We start from the raw sequence: 16,769 nt of genomic DNA, 5'->3' as shown, positions 1-16,769 counted from the left end.
AAGAGGTGGAACGTAATGGAAAGGAAAATAATGACTGATCTTATTGATGAATTAAAAGCAGATGAACAAGTTGTACATTGGCATGAAATAAATGAGAACACCGCAAAGACATCGATAATTTCGCAGCAGGTCGCTGAAAGATAAAAGTCGCGTTAGAAAAAAGGACGTGAGTGAGCTCTATATACATCAAAAAGAAGCCAATGAGCGTGTCATGGCAGGGTGGGATGATCGGAAATCAATTAGGAGATGAAGATGCCCATAGCATGCAGGGAGAACTTTCCTATGTTTGTTGATTCGTCATGGCTTTATTCTGAAATGAAACCCACAAAAAGTGGGTTTCATACAGTAAGAAATAGAGAGAGGTTCATTCTTTAAAAAAGAAAGAACTTAGAAGGGGCTTGGGATGAAATCATTTCAATCTTCTTTTGTTTTTGGAATTGATCATGATCAAATAGTGAGAGAGAAGCTCATGAGATCCCAGAGGCTTCCGCTAAATATTCAATTAGATGCAGGGCACGCATAGAATGAGAGAGACCTTCACGTTCTATACCAAGTTTCATCTGCAATAGGCAACCTGGATTGGTTGTGATGACAACGGTTGCGTTTGTAGCTTTCGTATGCTTCATTTTTTCATCAAGAATCTGCATGGAAGCATCATAATTTACGATATTATAAATGCCTGCTGATCCGCAGCACATATTTGCTTGCTCCATTTCGATAAATTGTATTCCAGGGATACTTTTCAATAATTCCAAAGGTTCTTGATTTACTTTCTGAACATTGGTCATATGACAGGAGTGCTGATAGGTCACCCTTTCGCCATGACGGGGCTGTAAGTCTGGCAAACCACCGCAAGCTACAAGTACCTGGCTTATATCTCTTGATTTAGCAGAGAAAGCAGCAGCTTTTTCGGCCCACTCTTCGTCATTCGAAAGTAAATGTCCGTACTCATAAAGCTGGGCGCCGCAACCTCCTGCATTATTAACTATAAAATCGGCATTTATTTGTTCAAATGCGAGAATATTTTGCTTTGCTAGGTGACGTGCTTCGTCCATTTCTCCAGTATGAGCTTGTAGTGCTCCGCAACAGGTTTGTTTCGGAACCACCACAACATCACAGCCTACTTCTGAAAGTAACTTTATAGATAGTTGATTTATAGTGTGGAACATAGAGTCCATAATACAGCCAGTAAAAAATGCAACAGTATATTTTGCTTTTAGCTTTGCCTTCACTTCGGTTGATGCTCGACTACGCTCTATAGGGGAAGTAGGAGTAGGAATAATCGACTCAAATTCGCCTAAGTTATATGGGGTATTTTTCATAATGCCAGACGCCCGGGCAGCTTTTTGTAATCCGCTTGTTTTGTATAGCCAGATAGAATGACCAGCTACATTCATCATCTTTTTGTTCGGAATGACTTTTTTCAGCATCACTTTTCGTAATAGACGTACTGGTAAGGAAAATTTTTTACGTTTTACAATTGCTGCACGTGCCGCTTCTAGGATCGAACCATATTCTACACCTGTGGGACAAGCTGTCTCACACGCCCGGCAGCCCAAACACAAATTGAGTGGTTCTTCAAGAACGGATAAATCTGTAATCTTTCCTTCACCAACCATCTTTACTAGATTAATCCGACCACGAGGTGAGTGAGTTTCTGTACCGAAAGTTACATATGTTGGGCATACAGGTAAACAATAGCCACACTGAACACAATTTTTTGTTTTGTCATACTGAAGTTCTTCTCTTAATTCATTAAGTGGTACCGTCATGTTATCTCAACTCCAATTTTTGTCCTGGCTCAGGGAATATCTTACCAGGATTCATAATATTGTTCGGGTCCCATGCTTTTTTTATACGTTTCATCATATCAAGTCCAACTGCACCGAGTTCCATTTCCATAAACGGTGCTTTCATCGTTCCAATCCCATGCTCACCTGAAAGTGTCCCACCAAGCTCAACAGCAGCCGTGAAAATTTCTGCTACAGCTTGTTCAACACGAATCATTTCTTCCTGATCTGTTTTATCACAAATAATATTCGGATGAAGATTACCATCACCAGCATGACCAAACACAACAAGGTGAATACCGTATTTATCACGTATGTTCAGTAATCTTTCACACATTTCAGGTATTTTACTTCGAGGGACGGTAGCATCCTCAGAGATTTTAGTTGGCTTAATCCGCGCGATGGCCGGTGATACAAGCTTACGAGCTTTCCAAAGCTCTGTTTCCTCGGCTTTATTCTTTGGAATTGTTACTTCTCTCGCCCCTACAGTACGACATAATACAGCCGCTTGTTCCATTTCTTCTTTCAGAGAGAGGGGGTGGCCGTCAAGTTCAATTAATATAAGTGCTGCTGCGTCAGTGGGTAAACCAAGAGGTTCAAAATTCTCGACTGCTACAATAGAAGACTGATCCATTAGCTCCATTTTAGATGGCAAAATACCGGAAGAAAGAATTTTGGAAATGGCACTTCCAGCATCAACAAGGTTATCAAAAATGGCCATAATGGTCCCACTGGCCTGTGGTTTAGGAATGAGTCTCAATATTGCTTTTGTTATAATACCAAGTGTTCCTTCTGAACCCACAATGAGTTTCGTTAAATCGTAACCGGTAACATTCTTTACTGTTTTACCGCCGGTTTTGATGATTTCTCCTTCCGGGGTAATGATTTCAAGACCAATGACATAATCTTTTGTCACGCCATACTTCAGTCCTCTTGGGCCACCTGAGTTTTCTGCTAAATTACCAGCAATCGTAGAAACGTGAGAACTGCTTGGATCCGGTGGATACATGAGTCCTTTTTGTTCGGCAGCTTTATGAATGTCTGATGTCAATACACCTGGAGAAACAATTGCAATAAGATCTTCTTCATGAATTTCAAGCAAATCGTTCATAATAGATAAATCTATGACAATTCCTCCTTTAACAGGAAGAGGACCTCCGCTTAGGCTCGTTGCCTGACCTCGTGGGCAAATAGGTATTTTTTCGCAATTAGCAAACTTCACAAGGGAGGCTAATTCGTCTACGCTTTTAGTCTGAATGACGATATCGGGTAAATAGGTTCCAAAAGAACCATCGAATGAATAACTAAAACGATCACTTTCATCTATGAGTATTCTCCCCGTTTTTATGATTGCTTCGATGTTCTCTATATGATAATCGGTCACTACTTTCATTTAATCCTCATCCTCTCGTTTTGCTATAAAGTGTAATCTTTTATAAACAAGCTTATTTTCTCTTCTGCATTTTTCAAATGAATCATAGACAGAACTTTGGCTAACTCAGGCTCTTCTGCTTCGATTGCAAGCAAAATATCTCGATGTTCTTTGTATACAGCTTCTCTTTTAAGTTTTAACTCTGTATTTGGGCGAAGAGTAATTTGTAATGTTTTTTCATAAAGGGAAGCTAGGTTATTTTGTGTTTGAATCATAATAGGATTTTGTGTAGCTAAAGTAATAGAGTTATGAAAATCTATATCTTCCTTTCTAGCAGTTGTAGTATTCTCGATTGATTTTTTCTCCCATTCGTCTAATATTCTTTTCATGTTTTCAAGTTGTTTTGGCGTGCGACGGAGGGCAGCTAAGTAAGCAACTTCAGGCTCTAGCACTTTTCTCATTTCAAAGAGATATTTAATATTGTCAATATCATCAGTTTCGATATGAATTCTTTGAAGCAATGTTGAATTGGCAGAATCTTCTACGTAACTTCCCCCACCTTGACGTGAATAAATGACACCTGCAGCACGAAGCATGCTTAACGCTTCTCGAATTGGAACTCTGCTTACTCCAAATTGTTCAGTTAGTTCCATTTCGGTTGGCAGCTTTGAACCTGGAGGAAACTCTCCATTTTCAATCATAGTTAATAATTTACGAGCAATTATCTGCGAAACTTTTTCTTTTTGAGACACGATACCAACCTCCATAAAATTTTAATTTGTATGATGAATTTTAAATTTTAAATTTACAAAACGTTCATTTATGTATAAAATGATAAACAAACTTACTAGGTTTTGCAATAGTTGTAATACAAATTTTCAAATTGCGACAATTTAAGCATTGCTTTCAATGTTTTCGAACTGAAATGAAAGCACTTACAAATCTGAATATTTTAAAGTTCGTGGCTTACTCCACTTTATATATATTGAAGTTCATCATTTCAATACTTACACGCTTTTATACATTAGGAGGAATGGGTATGAACAATGCAGTTTCATTAGAAAAGCAAACAACTCGAAAAGTCACTAGACGACTCGTACCATTTTTAATTATTCTCTATATTGTTGCGTTCCTTGATAGGGCAAATTTAGGTTATGCTGCTTTAGAAATGAATCAAGCATTAGGACTAACGAGTCAGATGTTTGGAATTGCTTCTGGTATCTTCTTTATAAGTTATTTTTTGTGTGAAGTGCCGAGTAATATCATGTTAGAGAAGTTCGGAGCAAAAAAATGGATTGCACGAATTCTTATAACTTGGGGGATTGTAGTTGTTTTAACTGGATTCGTTCAAAATGCTACACATTTGTATATTTTACGTTTTGTACTCGGTGCATTAGAAGCGGGATTCTTTCCGGGAGTTATTTTGTATTTAACTTATTGGTTTAGAGCAAAAGAGAGAGCAAAAACAATTGCTATGTTTATGACAGCTATTGCTATTTCGTACATTATTGGGGCTCCACTTTCTACATGGATTATGGATAACATCCAATGGATGGGGCTTGATGGATGGCGTTGGATGTTCGTTCTTGAAGGTGTACCAGCTGTTATTTTAGGGATTGTGACGTTATTTTATTTAACGAATAGACCAGACCAAGCAAAATGGCTTTCGAGCGAGGAGAAACAATGGTTAATAGCTGAATTGGAGAAAGAAAGAGTAGAAAAAGCAAAGGTAGATGCTGACAAAAAACTAGTTGGACACAAACAAACCTTAACTAATCCACGAGTATGGTATCTAGCAATAATTTACTTTATGTTTAACATTGGTATATATGGTGTAGGCTTTTGGCTACCTCAAATTATTAAATCTCTTTCGGAAGTCCTAACTAATGTGCAAATTGGATTACTTACAATGATTCCTTATATCGCAGGAGCTATTGTAATGAATATCTGGTCTCGTCGTTCTGACCGTTCTGGAGAGAGACGTATTCATGCGGCTATTCCGTTGATTGTGGGCTCATTAGGACTGTTTGCATCTGGAATGACCTCAAATCCGTTTCTTTCAATTGCATTTATGGTTATAGCTGTATCAGGCATGTACAGTTTCTATGGGCCTTTTTGGTCTTTGGCAACTCAATTTTTAAGTACTTCAGCTGCTGCTGTAGGAATTGCTGTTATTAATTCAATTGGAAATTTAAGTGGATTCGTTGGACCTTATGGTATTGGGATGATTCAAGATGCCACAGGAAATGTAAGTGTTGCATTGTTCTTCTTAAGTGGATCTTTGCTAGTAGCTAGCGCTCTGTTGTTTGCAATGCGAAAAAGCCAATTAAAAGTTTCACAAGATAATTCACATATCTCAACAAATCAATAATCTTTTCGTTTGATTCAAGTTCAATAGATTTGAAGAATGAGTTTTACTAAACTCAAAATGATTACTTATGGGGAGTTGTTAACAATGTCTTTAATGCCATACACATATTTTATGCCCACGCGAGTAGAATGTGGCAACGGAATTTCAAATAAAACGGGAGAAATGATTAGTGAATTAGGGATTAAGAGAGTACTGATCGTTACAGATAAAGGTATACGTTCAGCTAATCTTTTAGAAGGGATTGAGAAGTCACTTCAGGCTGTTCATTTGGAATATGAAATATATGATGAGATAGAGCCAAATCCATCAGATGATACGATTCATAAAGGAACAAACTGTCTTAAACAGCATAAAAGCGAGGCTGTATTAGCTGTCGGTGGTGGTAGTAGCATCGATACAGCGAAGGGGATAGCCGCAATGGCTACTAACCCTGGTCATATCTTTGATTATGAAGGGGTAGGAAAAATCACCATACCGCCTCTACCTATCATAGCCATTCCCACTACAGCAGGAACAGGAAGCGAAGTAACAGCCTCGACCGTTGTTACGAATAAAGATACATTATTTAAATTGGCAGTGATTAGTCCGAAGTTATTTCCAATTTTAGCTATATTAGACCCTGCTCTTACATTGCATCTCCCACAAGGGATTACAGCAGCAACAGGGATGGATGCGCTAACACACGCGATAGAATCATATACATCTAAATCTGCTAGTCCTGTTAGTCAAGGATTTGCTATACAGGCTATAAAAATGATTGGTGAAAATTTAACTAAGACTTATTTTGTTGGAACAGATATAGAAAGCAGGGAGAAAATGCTTGTTGGTTCAATGATAGCAGGGGTGGCATTTTCTCAATCACTTTTGGGAAATGTCCATGCCATATCTCATACGTTTGGTGGAGTTTTTAATATTCCTCATGGTATTGCAAATGCTGCATTATTGCCGTTCGTAATGAAATATAATTTACCAGCGTGTGCAGAACAGTATAAAGATATCGCAATTGCTTTAGGAGTAGATGTTAGCGGATTATCTACTCGATTGGCAGCAGAAAAAGCAATTGAAATTGTTATCCAAATGAATCAGTCGATGAATATCCCTCTTAATATAAAAGATTTGGGTGTTTCACTTGATTATTTACCAAAATTAGTAACCGATTCGATGAGAAGTGGTAATGTATTAAGAAACCCTAGACTGACAAAGGCTGAAGATATTCACTTGATTATTGAAAAAGCATATTATGGTGCGTTAGATGAGATGTAATCTACAAAAGATTGCAAGTGTAATGACAAACTAGACGCCTGAAATTTAGATTTTATAGCAGTGCTTGAAGATAATTTATTTAAGGGGGAATTTTTTTGTTAAAAGTCAATTCTTTAGTTGAATTAGAGAAATTAAAAATGTATGTCAATGGTGAATGGACAGCTGCATTAGATGGAAAAACATTTTCAATAACAAACCCATCAACTGGTCAAATTATTGCTCAAGCTCCAAAAGGGGGGCATCAAGAGACAAAGCTGGCGATTGAAGCTGCAGATCATGCTTTTAAATCCTGGTCCAAATTAACGGCAAACGAACGTGCTCACTATTTACTGAAGTTGTATGATCTTATGCATGAATATCAAGATCAATTAGCAGAAATCATCAGTTTGGAAATGGGAAAACCTTTTACGGAGGCAAAAGGAGAAGTAGCTTTTGCAGCTAGTTATTTACAATGGTTTGCTGAAGAAGGAAGAAGGATTTATGGAGAAACGATTCCTGCTTCTGCTGTTAACAAAAGGTTAATGGTTATCCGCCAGCCAATTGGTGTCGTTGCAGCAATTACTCCATGGAATTTCCCTTTAGCCATGATGACTAGAAAAGTAGGTCCTGCGATGGCAGCTGGGTGTACATCTGTTGTGAAACCAGCTGGACAATCTCCTATTAGTGCGATTGCGTTTGGAAAATTGGTAGAAATGGCAGGAGTGCCAAAAGGAGTTGTAAACATCGTAACAGGTGCTTCAGGCCCAATTTCTGATGAAATTTTTGAAAACCCAACAGTTAGAAAGATTTCATTTACAGGATCTACTGAGGTTGGGAAATTATTAGTGACCAAGTCTGCTGCACAATTGAAGCGGTTGTCATTGGAACTTGGTGGACATGCACCATTTATTGTTTTTGAAGATGCTGATTTAGAAGCTGCTGTTACAGGTGCGGTTGAAAGTAAATTTAGAAATACAGGGCAAACGTGCGTATGTGCAAATCGAATCTATGTCCAAAGCTCTGTTATAGATAAGTTTTCAGAACTTTTTGTAGAAAAAGTGAAAGCTCTTAAAGTTGGGAATAGTATTGATCCAAGTGTACAAGTTGGACCCTTGGTAAGTCCCGAAAGTTTAGAGAAAGTGGAAGAGCATGTAAATGATGCTGTTTCTAAAGGAGCTCGCCTTCTTTATGGCGGACAACGCCTTAAAGGTGAATTGTCTGAGGGGTTGTTTTATGAACCTACCATTTTGGGTGAAGTAAATTCAAACATGCTTATTACGAGTGAGGAAACATTTGGGCCAGTTGCTCCAATTATTCCATTCGAGACAGAAGAAGAAGTCGTTCGATATGCAAATTCGACAGAATATGGTTTAGCTGCGTATTTCTATACAGAAAATTTTAGTCGATCCGTCAGAGTTTCTGAAGCTCTAGAATTCGGGATTATTGGTATGAACGATGCAGTTCCTGCAGTTGCTCAAGCTCCATTTGGAGGAATTAAAGAGAGTGGAATGGGGCGTGAAGGCGGACATCAAGGGCTGGACGAATACTTAGAAGAAAAATATATTTCCATGGGTATTAAATAAAAAATGGTGTAATGACGAATAATAAAAAAACATTGTAACGATCAATATTCAAGATACTTCTGAGAAATTCTTATGAATGATAGTGAAAATGTTAGCAAAATAAATGAGGAAATTGCAATAGGAACTGAGCAGGCTGCTGCGCGTGTGAAGCAGACGGTGGTTTCAGCAGATCAATCGAGTAATGCGCTACAAACAGTTACAAAGAGTACGGATCAGTTGGCAGTAACCTCTAATAAATTAGAGGAAAGAAGTCAAACTCTTTAATGGATGATATCCGAAAGAGTTCTCCTGTTTTCGGATAATAAAGTTCTTTGATTGTAACCGTATTTAAGATCATAATGATCTTAAATACGGTTTTTTATTGTGAACATGGCAAAAAGAACGAGTAGGCAAACAGAAGAGGAAATTACACGATAAGTGTAGCTTTGAAATTTAGGATAAGGGGCGCAACTTAATTATCCTTATACACATACATGGAATATCAGTTCGTAGACTCTGCCAAAATTGTCTCACCTGTTCAAACTTTTGGAAACAACTGTTCAGCTGGTTGCAATTGTTTATTTGCTTCATACCGTTCTCGGACCAGATGTTTTTAACAACGAGTGTTCCAGTTTTTCTCTCCCCGATAATATCGGCTCGTCCAATGAAACTCTCGCCATATAATAGAGGCAGTACAGCGTACAACAGCAACAATACGAGCTTCGTGTCATAGCTGACGGAGAACCTCTTTGAGTTGTGCTACATGATCTCTGCCTCATCGGGATCAAGAAAGCGCAACAAGGCATTTAAAAGAGCTCAGAACGGTTGATTTTGAACATACCAGTTAAAAAAAGTATTGAGCTCTCGAAATATGCTGAGCTCGAAAAAAGAATAACTCGTCTACTTCGGAAAGCTGGACAATGAAATTATTGCCCGGGAAAGCGCAAAACATGACAACGTTCGGCTCTCGGCCGAAAATAAAAATTGTTTAGCACTTTTATTGTAGAAAAGTCATGAATCCTGTAAAATAACGTTAGATATTGAATGAGGAGCGTAGAGCATGTATAAAGGTCTTTTCTACTTGTTTTTTCTTGTTGTCATTTTGGTCGCATTTGTGTTTTCAAACTATAAGGATGTTTTCCTTGCAAACTTTTAAAATAGGTTAATGCATTAGTACATGTACACCTCTTAATTCATACATTGTTAATGTAAGAAAATTAAGGAGAGGGGAATGCTACATGTACCATCATCATCATTGCCAACCGAATGTTACACAGCCAATTGTTCATCCGACGAATCATTGCTGTACACACAGTGATTCAACAACAATTGTGCCGCATATCCATCCGCAACATGTGACAAATGTACACCATCAAAATTTCAAACATGTTCACTACTTCCCGCATACGTTTTCTCAGGTGGACCCAGCAACACATCAACACTTTAACTGCGGTGGACCTTGCTGTAACAGATAAAGTGGAATGGGACTTTTATAAGTCCCTTTTTTTAAAAGCAGGTGAAAAAATGAAAATTATTGCTGTCACAGGGTACAAGCCATTTGAGCTTGGGATATTCAAACAAGACGAGCCTGCACTTCAATACATAAAAGCGGAGCTTCAAAAAAGGCTGACAGCTCTGATTGAAGAAGGCCTGGAATGGGTTCTCATATCAGGCCAGCTTGGGGCAGAAATCTGGACAGCTGAAGTGGTATTTGAGCTTCAAGAGGAGTATCCAGCGTTAAAACTTGCCGTCATTACGCCATTTTATGAACAGGAAGAGCGCTGGAATGAACAAAACAAAGAGTTGTATGAAGGAATTCTTGCACAGGCTGATTTTGTAGAAAGTGTCACGCATAGACCATATGAAAGTCCGGCACAATTTAAACAAAAGAACCGTTTTTTTATTGAAAAAACAGATGGACTCCTCGTTCTTTATGATCCGGAGCATGATGGCTCGCCAAAGTACATGATCAAAGAAGCGGAAAACTATACCGATTACCCCATTATGTACATCACAATGGATGATTTGAGAGCGCAAGTTGAGGCGGAAGATCCGTTTTTTGACTAAAAGCAAGAGAAAATTTGACAACGTCACGTATTTCTGAAAAAATATACTATGAATTCACGATATGAGGTGAAAAAGATGCTTGCTGATAAAGTAAAGCTTTCTGCAAAAGAAATTTTAGAAAAAGAATTTAAAACAGGTGTCAGAGGATACAAACAAGAAGAAGTCGATAAATTTTTAGATATGGTCATTAAAGACTATGAGTCCTTCAACCAAGAAATCGAAAAGCTTCAACAAGAAAACCTCCATTTGTCTAAACAGCTTGAGGAAGCCGTTGAGCAAGGGAAAAGACAGCCTGCACAGTCTAATACAACAAACTCTGATATTTTAAAAAGACTATCTAACCTTGAGAAACATGTTTTCGGCAGCAAACTTTATGATTGAGCCTTACTGAAAAAAGCTTGTGCCTGATGTCATTGTCGTTTATAATAACGCTTGTTGATTAACGTTCGGGTAATCGCTGCAATGCTTTTAGACATTGCAGAGGAAAGTCCATGCTCGCACGGTGCTGAGATGCCCGTAGTGTTCGTGCCTGGCGAAAAAATAAGCCAGGGCAGCCTGGGAAAGGCTGACGGCAGGAAAAATGCCTACGTCCTTTTAGGATATGGCAAAGTATCCTTGAAAGTGCCACAGTGACGAAGTCTCACTAGAAATGGTGAGAGTGGAACGCGGTAAACCCCTCGAGCGAGAAACCCAAACTTGGTAGGGGAACTTTCTCAAAGGAACCAAACGGAGAGAAGGACAGAGAATTCTGTAGATAGATGATTACCACCTGAGTACGAGGCATTTGCCGTTTGCAGTACAATGGAACAAAACATGGCTTACAGAACGTTATATCCGTTATGATAAACATGATGAAAACAAAGCTCTCCTATTTCAACATATGGAGAGCTTTTATCTTGGAATACATAAAAGGACGAGAAAACAGGTGATAAATCAATGAAAACCTATACACTTATCGCAACGGCTCCAATGGGAATTGAAGCGATTGTTGCAAAAGAAGTAAGAGACCTTGGCTATGACTGCACAGTAGACAACGGAAAAGTGATTTTCGAAGGAGACGCTCTTGCGATTTGCCGTGCGAACCTTTGGCTGCGTACAGCAGACCGCATAAAGGTACAAGTTGCTGAATTTTCGGCAAAAACCTTCGATGAGCTGTTTGAACGCACAAAGGCGATTGACTGGGCCTCTTTTTTACCGAAAAACAGCACGTTCCCAGTCATCGGTAAATCTGTGAAATCACAGCTTGCCAGTGTGCCGGATTGCCAGCGTATCGTCAAAAAGGCAATTGCGCAAAAGCTCATATCCTCTTACAACATACAGTCTGAATGGCTTGAAGAAACAGGACCTGAGTATAAAATTGAGGTTGCCCTTTTAAAAGATAAAGCTGTGCTCACGCTTGATACATCTGGTGTAGGTCTTCATAAACGGGGGTACCGCATGGATCAAGGCGGAGCACCTATTAAAGAAACCCTTGCGGCTGCACTCGTGCTATTAACGAACTGGACACCTGACCGTCCGTTTGTTGATCCTTTCTGCGGATCAGGAACAATCGCCATTGAAGCGGCCATGATTGGGCAAAACATTGCCCCAGGATTTAACCGGGAATTTGCGTCTGAGTCATGGGAATGGATTGGTGAAGATGTATGGAACAAAGCGCGTCACGAAGTGGAAGAAAAAGCAAACTATGATCAGCCGCTCCACATTATTGCAAGTGATATCGACCACCGGATGATAGACATTGCAAGAATGAATGCAGAAGAAGCGGGACTAAGTGAATTGATTGAGTTTAAACAAATGCAAGTGAAAGACTTTCAAACAAAAGAAGATTACGGTGTGATTGTCGGAAATCCGCCTTACGGAGAACGACTCAGTGATAAACCAGCGGTTGAAAAAATGTATCAAGGAATGGGCGAAGCATTTAAAAGCCTAGACACATGGTCCATTTACATCTTAACGTCACATGAAAAGTTCGAAGAGTGCTTTGGTAGAAAAGCAACGAAAAAGAGAAAACTGTTTAATGGTTTTATTAAAACAGACTATTACCAATATTGGGGAAAACGCCCGCCTAGAAAACAGACAACTGAATCATAAAAAAATGTCACACCTACAGAAGGTGTGGCTTTTTTTATCCCAGAAAGGTATAAACCTTCACGGGACGGAATAAACTGAACTTGATTTTAAAAAAAGAGGTGTCTCCATGATACAATATGATCAATTTCAGTTAATCCAAAAAGCACTCGCTTCGACTGCTCAACAAATTGAAGGGCAAGAAGGTGGACAATCTGCTCAGCTGACTGCAGCCATCGAAGATTTAGCGCTTGCTCAGGCTTACATAGAGCGTTCTGAGCACGCATTTTTAATGAAGGAAACCTATCAACATCGTTTGCGGTCATAAAAAAAGATTGTCATTCCCCAGCATAAATGTTACTATAGAATGTCTGAATGATTCAAAAGTTGGGGGTTGAAGCAGGTGACAGCATCTCGTTTGCCTTTTTCATTATCAAAAGAACATAATTTTTACGAAGAACTGGGCAACTGGATTGGTGATGTGTTCTATGACATTTTGCCAGAAAAGGGCTTTGATCTTCGAGATGAACAAATATTCATGGCTTTTCAACTAGAAAGAGCCTTTAAAGAAAAAAGTGTGATGTTTGCCGAAGCTGGGGTAGGCACAGGCAAAACCATCGTTTATCTATTATTTGCGGTCACATATGCAAGGTATACAGGGAAACCTGCGATTATTGCATGTGCAGACGAAACGTTAATTGAACAGCTAGTGAAACAAGAGGGCGATATCTATAAAATTGCCAATCACCTTGATATTCAAATAGATGCGAGATTAAGTAAATCGCATGATCAATATTTATGCTTAAAGAAATTAGAGAAAACCATGCAGCGTGAAGATGATGAGAAGTGGCTCGATATTTATGAATCGCTTCCTTCATTTGTTCATGAATCACATGGCATGCAAAACTTTTATCCGTATGGTGATCGAAAAGAGTACCCAGAGCTATCCAATGATGAATGGTCACGCATTGGCTATGACTCGTTTCAGGACTGCTTGACGTGCGATATGCGTCATCGCTGTGGTCTGAATTTATCAAGAGATCATTACCGGAAAGCAACAGACCTCATCATCTGTTCTCATGATTTTTATATGGAGCATGTGTGGACGAAGGAATCACGCAAACGTGAGGGTCAGCTTCCGCTGCTTCCAGAACATAGCTCCGTTGTATTTGATGAAGGCCACCTTCTTGAATTTGCTGCACAAAAAGCACTGACATACCGCGTGAAGCAATCAATGCTCGAAACCTTTTTAGAGCGCCTGCTACAAAACGATATACGCGAAGAGTTTGCCGAGCTCGTTGAAGATGCACTTGCTACAAACGATGAGTTCTTTTATCTCTTAAAAACACATGCCAAAGAAATCAAGGGCTCACATCGACTTGAAATTGGACGTGTGGATGAGGTGAAGCGTTCAGCAAGTGAATTGTGTGATTTACTTGAAAAAATCGGAGAAGCACTCGTATTTGAATCAGAGATGTATACAATCGATCAATACGAATTGTCTGTTGTGGAAGAGTACATTGAACAAATGGCGTATTCTCTGTCGCTTTATCAAAAAAATGCGATTAGCTGGCTTGAAAAGCAGGAATTAGATACGACATTTGTTGTGATGCCAAAGACTGTCGCAGAGGTGCTTGGTGAAAAGGTATTCTCGCAAAAAAGACCATACATTTTCTCTTCTGCTACATTGTCTGAAAATCAATCCTTTGATTATTTAGCTGAAAGTCTTGGGATTAAAGATTACTTATCAATGAGTGTCGCTTCGCCGTATGATTACGATGAACAAATGAAGATTTATTTCCACGGGATTCAGCAGCTTCAAGAGCAAGAAGTAAAAGGACAGCAAGTGATCACTCAGCTGAAAGATAATGGAGGACGGTCTCTCATTTTGTTCCCTTCATTTGATGAACTTCATTTCTTTAGAAAGCAGCTTGAGGCATCGAATGAATCACTGCCTTTCGACGTGTACTTTGAGGGAGACGAGGAAATCAGTACAATTGTTCAAAAGTTCCAAGCAGATGAGACGTCTGTGTTATGCTCTGTTCACCTTTGGGAAGGATTAGATATTCCAGGTCAATCATTAACAAATGTGATCATCTGGGGACTTCCTTACCCGCCTCGTGATCCGGTATTTGAGGCGAAACGGAATGAAGCAAAGGACGCTCGTGCTGAAGTCGATCTTCCGTATATGCTGCTGCGCTTACGACAAGGAATTGGGAGACTGATTCGGACAAGCCAAGATGCAGGAACCATTCATATTTACTTTGACCGTAAGGAAGATAAAGAGCTTCAAAGTAAAATTGAATCCGTTCTGCCAGTAAATCCAATCATCACATCCTAAATAACATATGAACGAGAAAAGAGAGGAGGATACCATCTGCGTATCCTCCTTTTTGATTGACAAAAGAACATTCCTTGAAGTAGCCTTGAAACGTACATACATATTTTATCGATTGGGGGAACAAACGTATGAGTCTTGAAGCAAAAGAGAAAGCGTTTTATCAATTACTAGGAAAAATCGCCCACTATACGGAGGCGCTCCATTTACTTTATTGGGACTCTAGAACACAGGCGCCTAAAAAAAGCGCCGATTTCAGAGCTGAAACGATCGGTCAATTATCAAGTGATATTTTTAATATGAAGACTTCTGATGAAATGAGAGATCTTCTCCACGCATTAAATAAACACCGAGATGAGCTGTCAAAAGATACACAAAAGGCGCTCGAATTATCACAAAAAGAGTATGATGAAAACAGCAAAATTCCGAAAGAAGAATTTAAAGAATACTCGATTTTACAATCAAAAGCAGAGCATGTTTGGGTAGAAGCAAGGGAGAAATCAGACTTTTCACTCTTTGCACCATACTTAAAACAGCTCATTGATTTTAACAAGCGTTTTATTCAATATTGGGGCGTGAAACAAACGCCATATGATGTGCTGCTCAATAATTATGAACCAGATATGACGGTTGAACAGCTAGATCAAAAGTTTGGTGCACTTCGTGATGCCATTGTTCCTCTCGTGAAAAAAATCGAAGCCTCTCCTCATAAACCGGATACTTCATTTTTATCGAAAAGCTTTCCGATCGACAAACAAAAGGAACTGAGTCTTTTCTTCTTAAAAGAATTAGGGTATGACTTTGACGCAGGACGTCTGGATACAACAGTTCATCCGTTTGCTGTGACATTGAGCAGAGGGGACGTTCGTGTGACGACCCGTTATGATGAGCATGATTTTCGGATGGCGATCTTTGGCACGATTCATGAGTGTGGTCATGCCATCTATGAACAAAACATTGATGAGGCGCTGAGCGGAACGTTATTATGTGATGGCACATCAATGGGGATCCATGAATCACAGTCTCTTTTCTTTGAGAACTTTATTGGCAGACATGAAGACTTCTGGAAAACGTATTATCAAAAGCTTCAAGAAGCGTCTCCTGAGCAGTTTAAAGATGTCCCTTTAGAAGACTTTGTGCATGCAGTGAATGAATCGAAGCCAACTTATATTCGAATTGAAGCAGATGAGCTTACATATCCGCTTCACATTATCATCCGCTATGAAATTGAAAAAGCGATATTTAATGAAGAAGTGGCAGTCGAAGACCTGCCTGCACTGTGGAATGAAAAATATAAAGCATATCTTGGCATTACGCCTCCTAATGATGCACTCGGCATCTTGCAGGATGTTCACTGGTCTGATGGAAGCTTTGGATATTTCCCTTCATATGCCCTTGGTTATATGTATGCGGCGCAACTAAAGCACCAAATGATCAAAGATTTACCGAATTTTGATGAGCTGATTCAAAATGGGTCTTTTGCACCGATAAAAGAATGGCTCACAACACATGTTCACCAGCATGGAAAACGCAAAAAGCCTTCTGAAATCATTCAAGATGCGACTGGTGAGGAATTAAATGTACAATATTTAATCGATTATTTAACGGATAAATATACGAAACTGTATTTATCTTAAATAAAAGGCACCCTTTGCTTAGAAGGGTGCTTTTTTGATGCTTGAATATTCTAAAAACGAACGTTTTGACCTGATCTATTATTTAAGTTCGGTATTTTTCTAGAAAAGTGCTTTCCAAGCGTCTGAAATCTTGTTATAATTTGAACACTATAACACTCATATAATCGCGTGATGATGGCACGCAAGTTTCTACCGGACACCGATACCGTCCGACTATGAGTGAGCAAATGAAACAGCTCTTGTTTGAGCTGAAGATCCGTGGATCGTTTTCGCATTGCTTGCTCCTCATGGACAGCAATGCTTTTTTTATGCAAAAAAATGAA

The 16,769-nt window shown here is 39.1% G+C and carries 14 protein-coding genes, 1 other RNA gene and 1 riboswitch; of the genes, 12 read left to right on the top strand and 3 right to left on the bottom strand.

The window, feature by feature from the left end; translation table 11 throughout:
* Positions 1–467: 467 nt before the first annotated feature.
* The 3 genes from NSS78_RS10245 to NSS78_RS10235 are packed head-to-tail and all read right to left on the bottom strand — an operon-like array spanning position 468 to position 3,914.
* The gene (locus NSS78_RS10245) at positions 468–1,772 is read right to left on the bottom strand and encodes a (Fe-S)-binding protein (RefSeq protein ID WP_050943870.1); all 1,305 of its coding nucleotides are present in this window, start codon (positions 1,770–1,772) and stop codon (positions 468–470) included.
* 1 nt (position 1,773) lies between these two features.
* Entirely contained in the window at positions 1,774–3,183 is a 1,410-nt protein-coding gene (locus NSS78_RS10240; RefSeq protein ID WP_034319021.1) for an FAD-linked oxidase C-terminal domain-containing protein, read from the bottom strand.
* A gap of 23 nt (positions 3,184–3,206) precedes the next feature.
* Positions 3,207–3,914, bottom strand: coding sequence for a FadR/GntR family transcriptional regulator (locus tag NSS78_RS10235; protein ID WP_050943872.1), 708 nt, complete (start codon positions 3,912–3,914; stop codon positions 3,207–3,209).
* A gap of 287 nt (positions 3,915–4,201) precedes the next feature.
* Here NSS78_RS10235 and NSS78_RS10230 point away from each other — a divergent pair, with 287 nt between their 5' ends.
* The 12 genes from NSS78_RS10230 to NSS78_RS10175 all read left to right on the top strand — a co-directional run bounded on the left by NSS78_RS10230 (position 4,202) and on the right by NSS78_RS10175 (position 16,446).
* The gene (locus NSS78_RS10230; RefSeq protein WP_050943873.1) at positions 4,202–5,533 is read left to right on the top strand and encodes an MFS transporter; all 1,332 of its coding nucleotides are present in this window, start codon (positions 4,202–4,204) and stop codon (positions 5,531–5,533) included.
* An 84-nt stretch (positions 5,534–5,617) separates the two neighbouring features.
* Positions 5,618–6,796 carry an iron-containing alcohol dehydrogenase gene (locus NSS78_RS10225; protein ID WP_050943874.1) on the top strand — a complete coding sequence of 393 codons (1,179 nt, stop codon included), beginning with the start codon at positions 5,618–5,620 and terminating at the stop codon, positions 6,794–6,796.
* A 137-nt stretch (positions 6,797–6,933) separates the two neighbouring features.
* Positions 6,934–8,358: an NAD-dependent succinate-semialdehyde dehydrogenase gene (locus NSS78_RS10220; protein ID WP_309217182.1), complete on the top strand. Its 1,425-nt coding sequence runs from the start codon at positions 6,934–6,936 to the stop codon at positions 8,356–8,358.
* A gap of 72 nt (positions 8,359–8,430) precedes the next feature.
* On the top strand, positions 8,431–8,622 hold the full coding sequence (locus NSS78_RS10215) for a hypothetical protein (protein WP_050943875.1): 192 nt from the start codon (positions 8,431–8,433) through the stop codon (positions 8,620–8,622).
* A 953-nt stretch (positions 8,623–9,575) separates the two neighbouring features.
* Positions 9,576–9,812 (top strand): spore coat protein CotD, encoded by a 237-nt coding sequence (cotD, locus tag NSS78_RS10210; protein WP_080984739.1) that lies wholly within the window; start codon positions 9,576–9,578, stop codon positions 9,810–9,812.
* Positions 9,813–9,861: 49 nt separating this feature from the next.
* On the top strand, positions 9,862–10,404 hold the full coding sequence (locus NSS78_RS10205) for a DUF1273 domain-containing protein (RefSeq protein ID WP_221450818.1): 543 nt from the start codon (positions 9,862–9,864) through the stop codon (positions 10,402–10,404).
* A 75-nt stretch (positions 10,405–10,479) separates the two neighbouring features.
* A complete protein-coding gene (gene gpsB, locus NSS78_RS10200; RefSeq protein WP_003215578.1) occupies positions 10,480–10,785 on the top strand; it encodes a cell division regulator GpsB in 306 nt (101 codons plus the stop codon).
* A gap of 61 nt (positions 10,786–10,846) precedes the next feature.
* An RNA gene (gene rnpB, locus NSS78_RS10195) (RNase P RNA component class B) lies at positions 10,847–11,230 on the top strand.
* Between the two features lie 110 nt (positions 11,231–11,340).
* A complete protein-coding gene (locus NSS78_RS10190; protein WP_212045973.1) occupies positions 11,341–12,495 on the top strand; it encodes a class I SAM-dependent RNA methyltransferase in 1,155 nt (384 codons plus the stop codon).
* Between the two features lie 106 nt (positions 12,496–12,601).
* Positions 12,602–12,799: a hypothetical protein gene (locus tag NSS78_RS10185; RefSeq protein ID WP_050943878.1), complete on the top strand. Its 198-nt coding sequence runs from the start codon at positions 12,602–12,604 to the stop codon at positions 12,797–12,799.
* 75 nt (positions 12,800–12,874) lie between these two features.
* Positions 12,875–14,812, top strand: coding sequence for an ATP-dependent DNA helicase (locus NSS78_RS10180; protein WP_212045974.1), 1,938 nt, complete (start codon positions 12,875–12,877; stop codon positions 14,810–14,812).
* Between the two features lie 128 nt (positions 14,813–14,940).
* Positions 14,941–16,446 (top strand): carboxypeptidase M32, encoded by a 1,506-nt coding sequence (locus NSS78_RS10175; RefSeq protein WP_212045975.1) that lies wholly within the window; start codon positions 14,941–14,943, stop codon positions 16,444–16,446.
* Positions 16,447–16,582: 136 nt separating this feature from the next.
* A riboswitch (purine riboswitch) is annotated at positions 16,583–16,682 on the top strand.
* Positions 16,683–16,769 lie beyond the last annotated feature (87 nt).

The organism is Bacillus sp. FSL W8-0920 (assembly GCF_038593215.1).
Classification (GTDB): domain Bacteria; phylum Bacillota; class Bacilli; order Bacillales; family Bacillaceae; genus Bacillus; species Bacillus pumilus.
The sequence above is the reverse complement of the archived record's forward strand: the minus strand, read 5'-3'. Positions and strand labels throughout refer to the sequence as shown.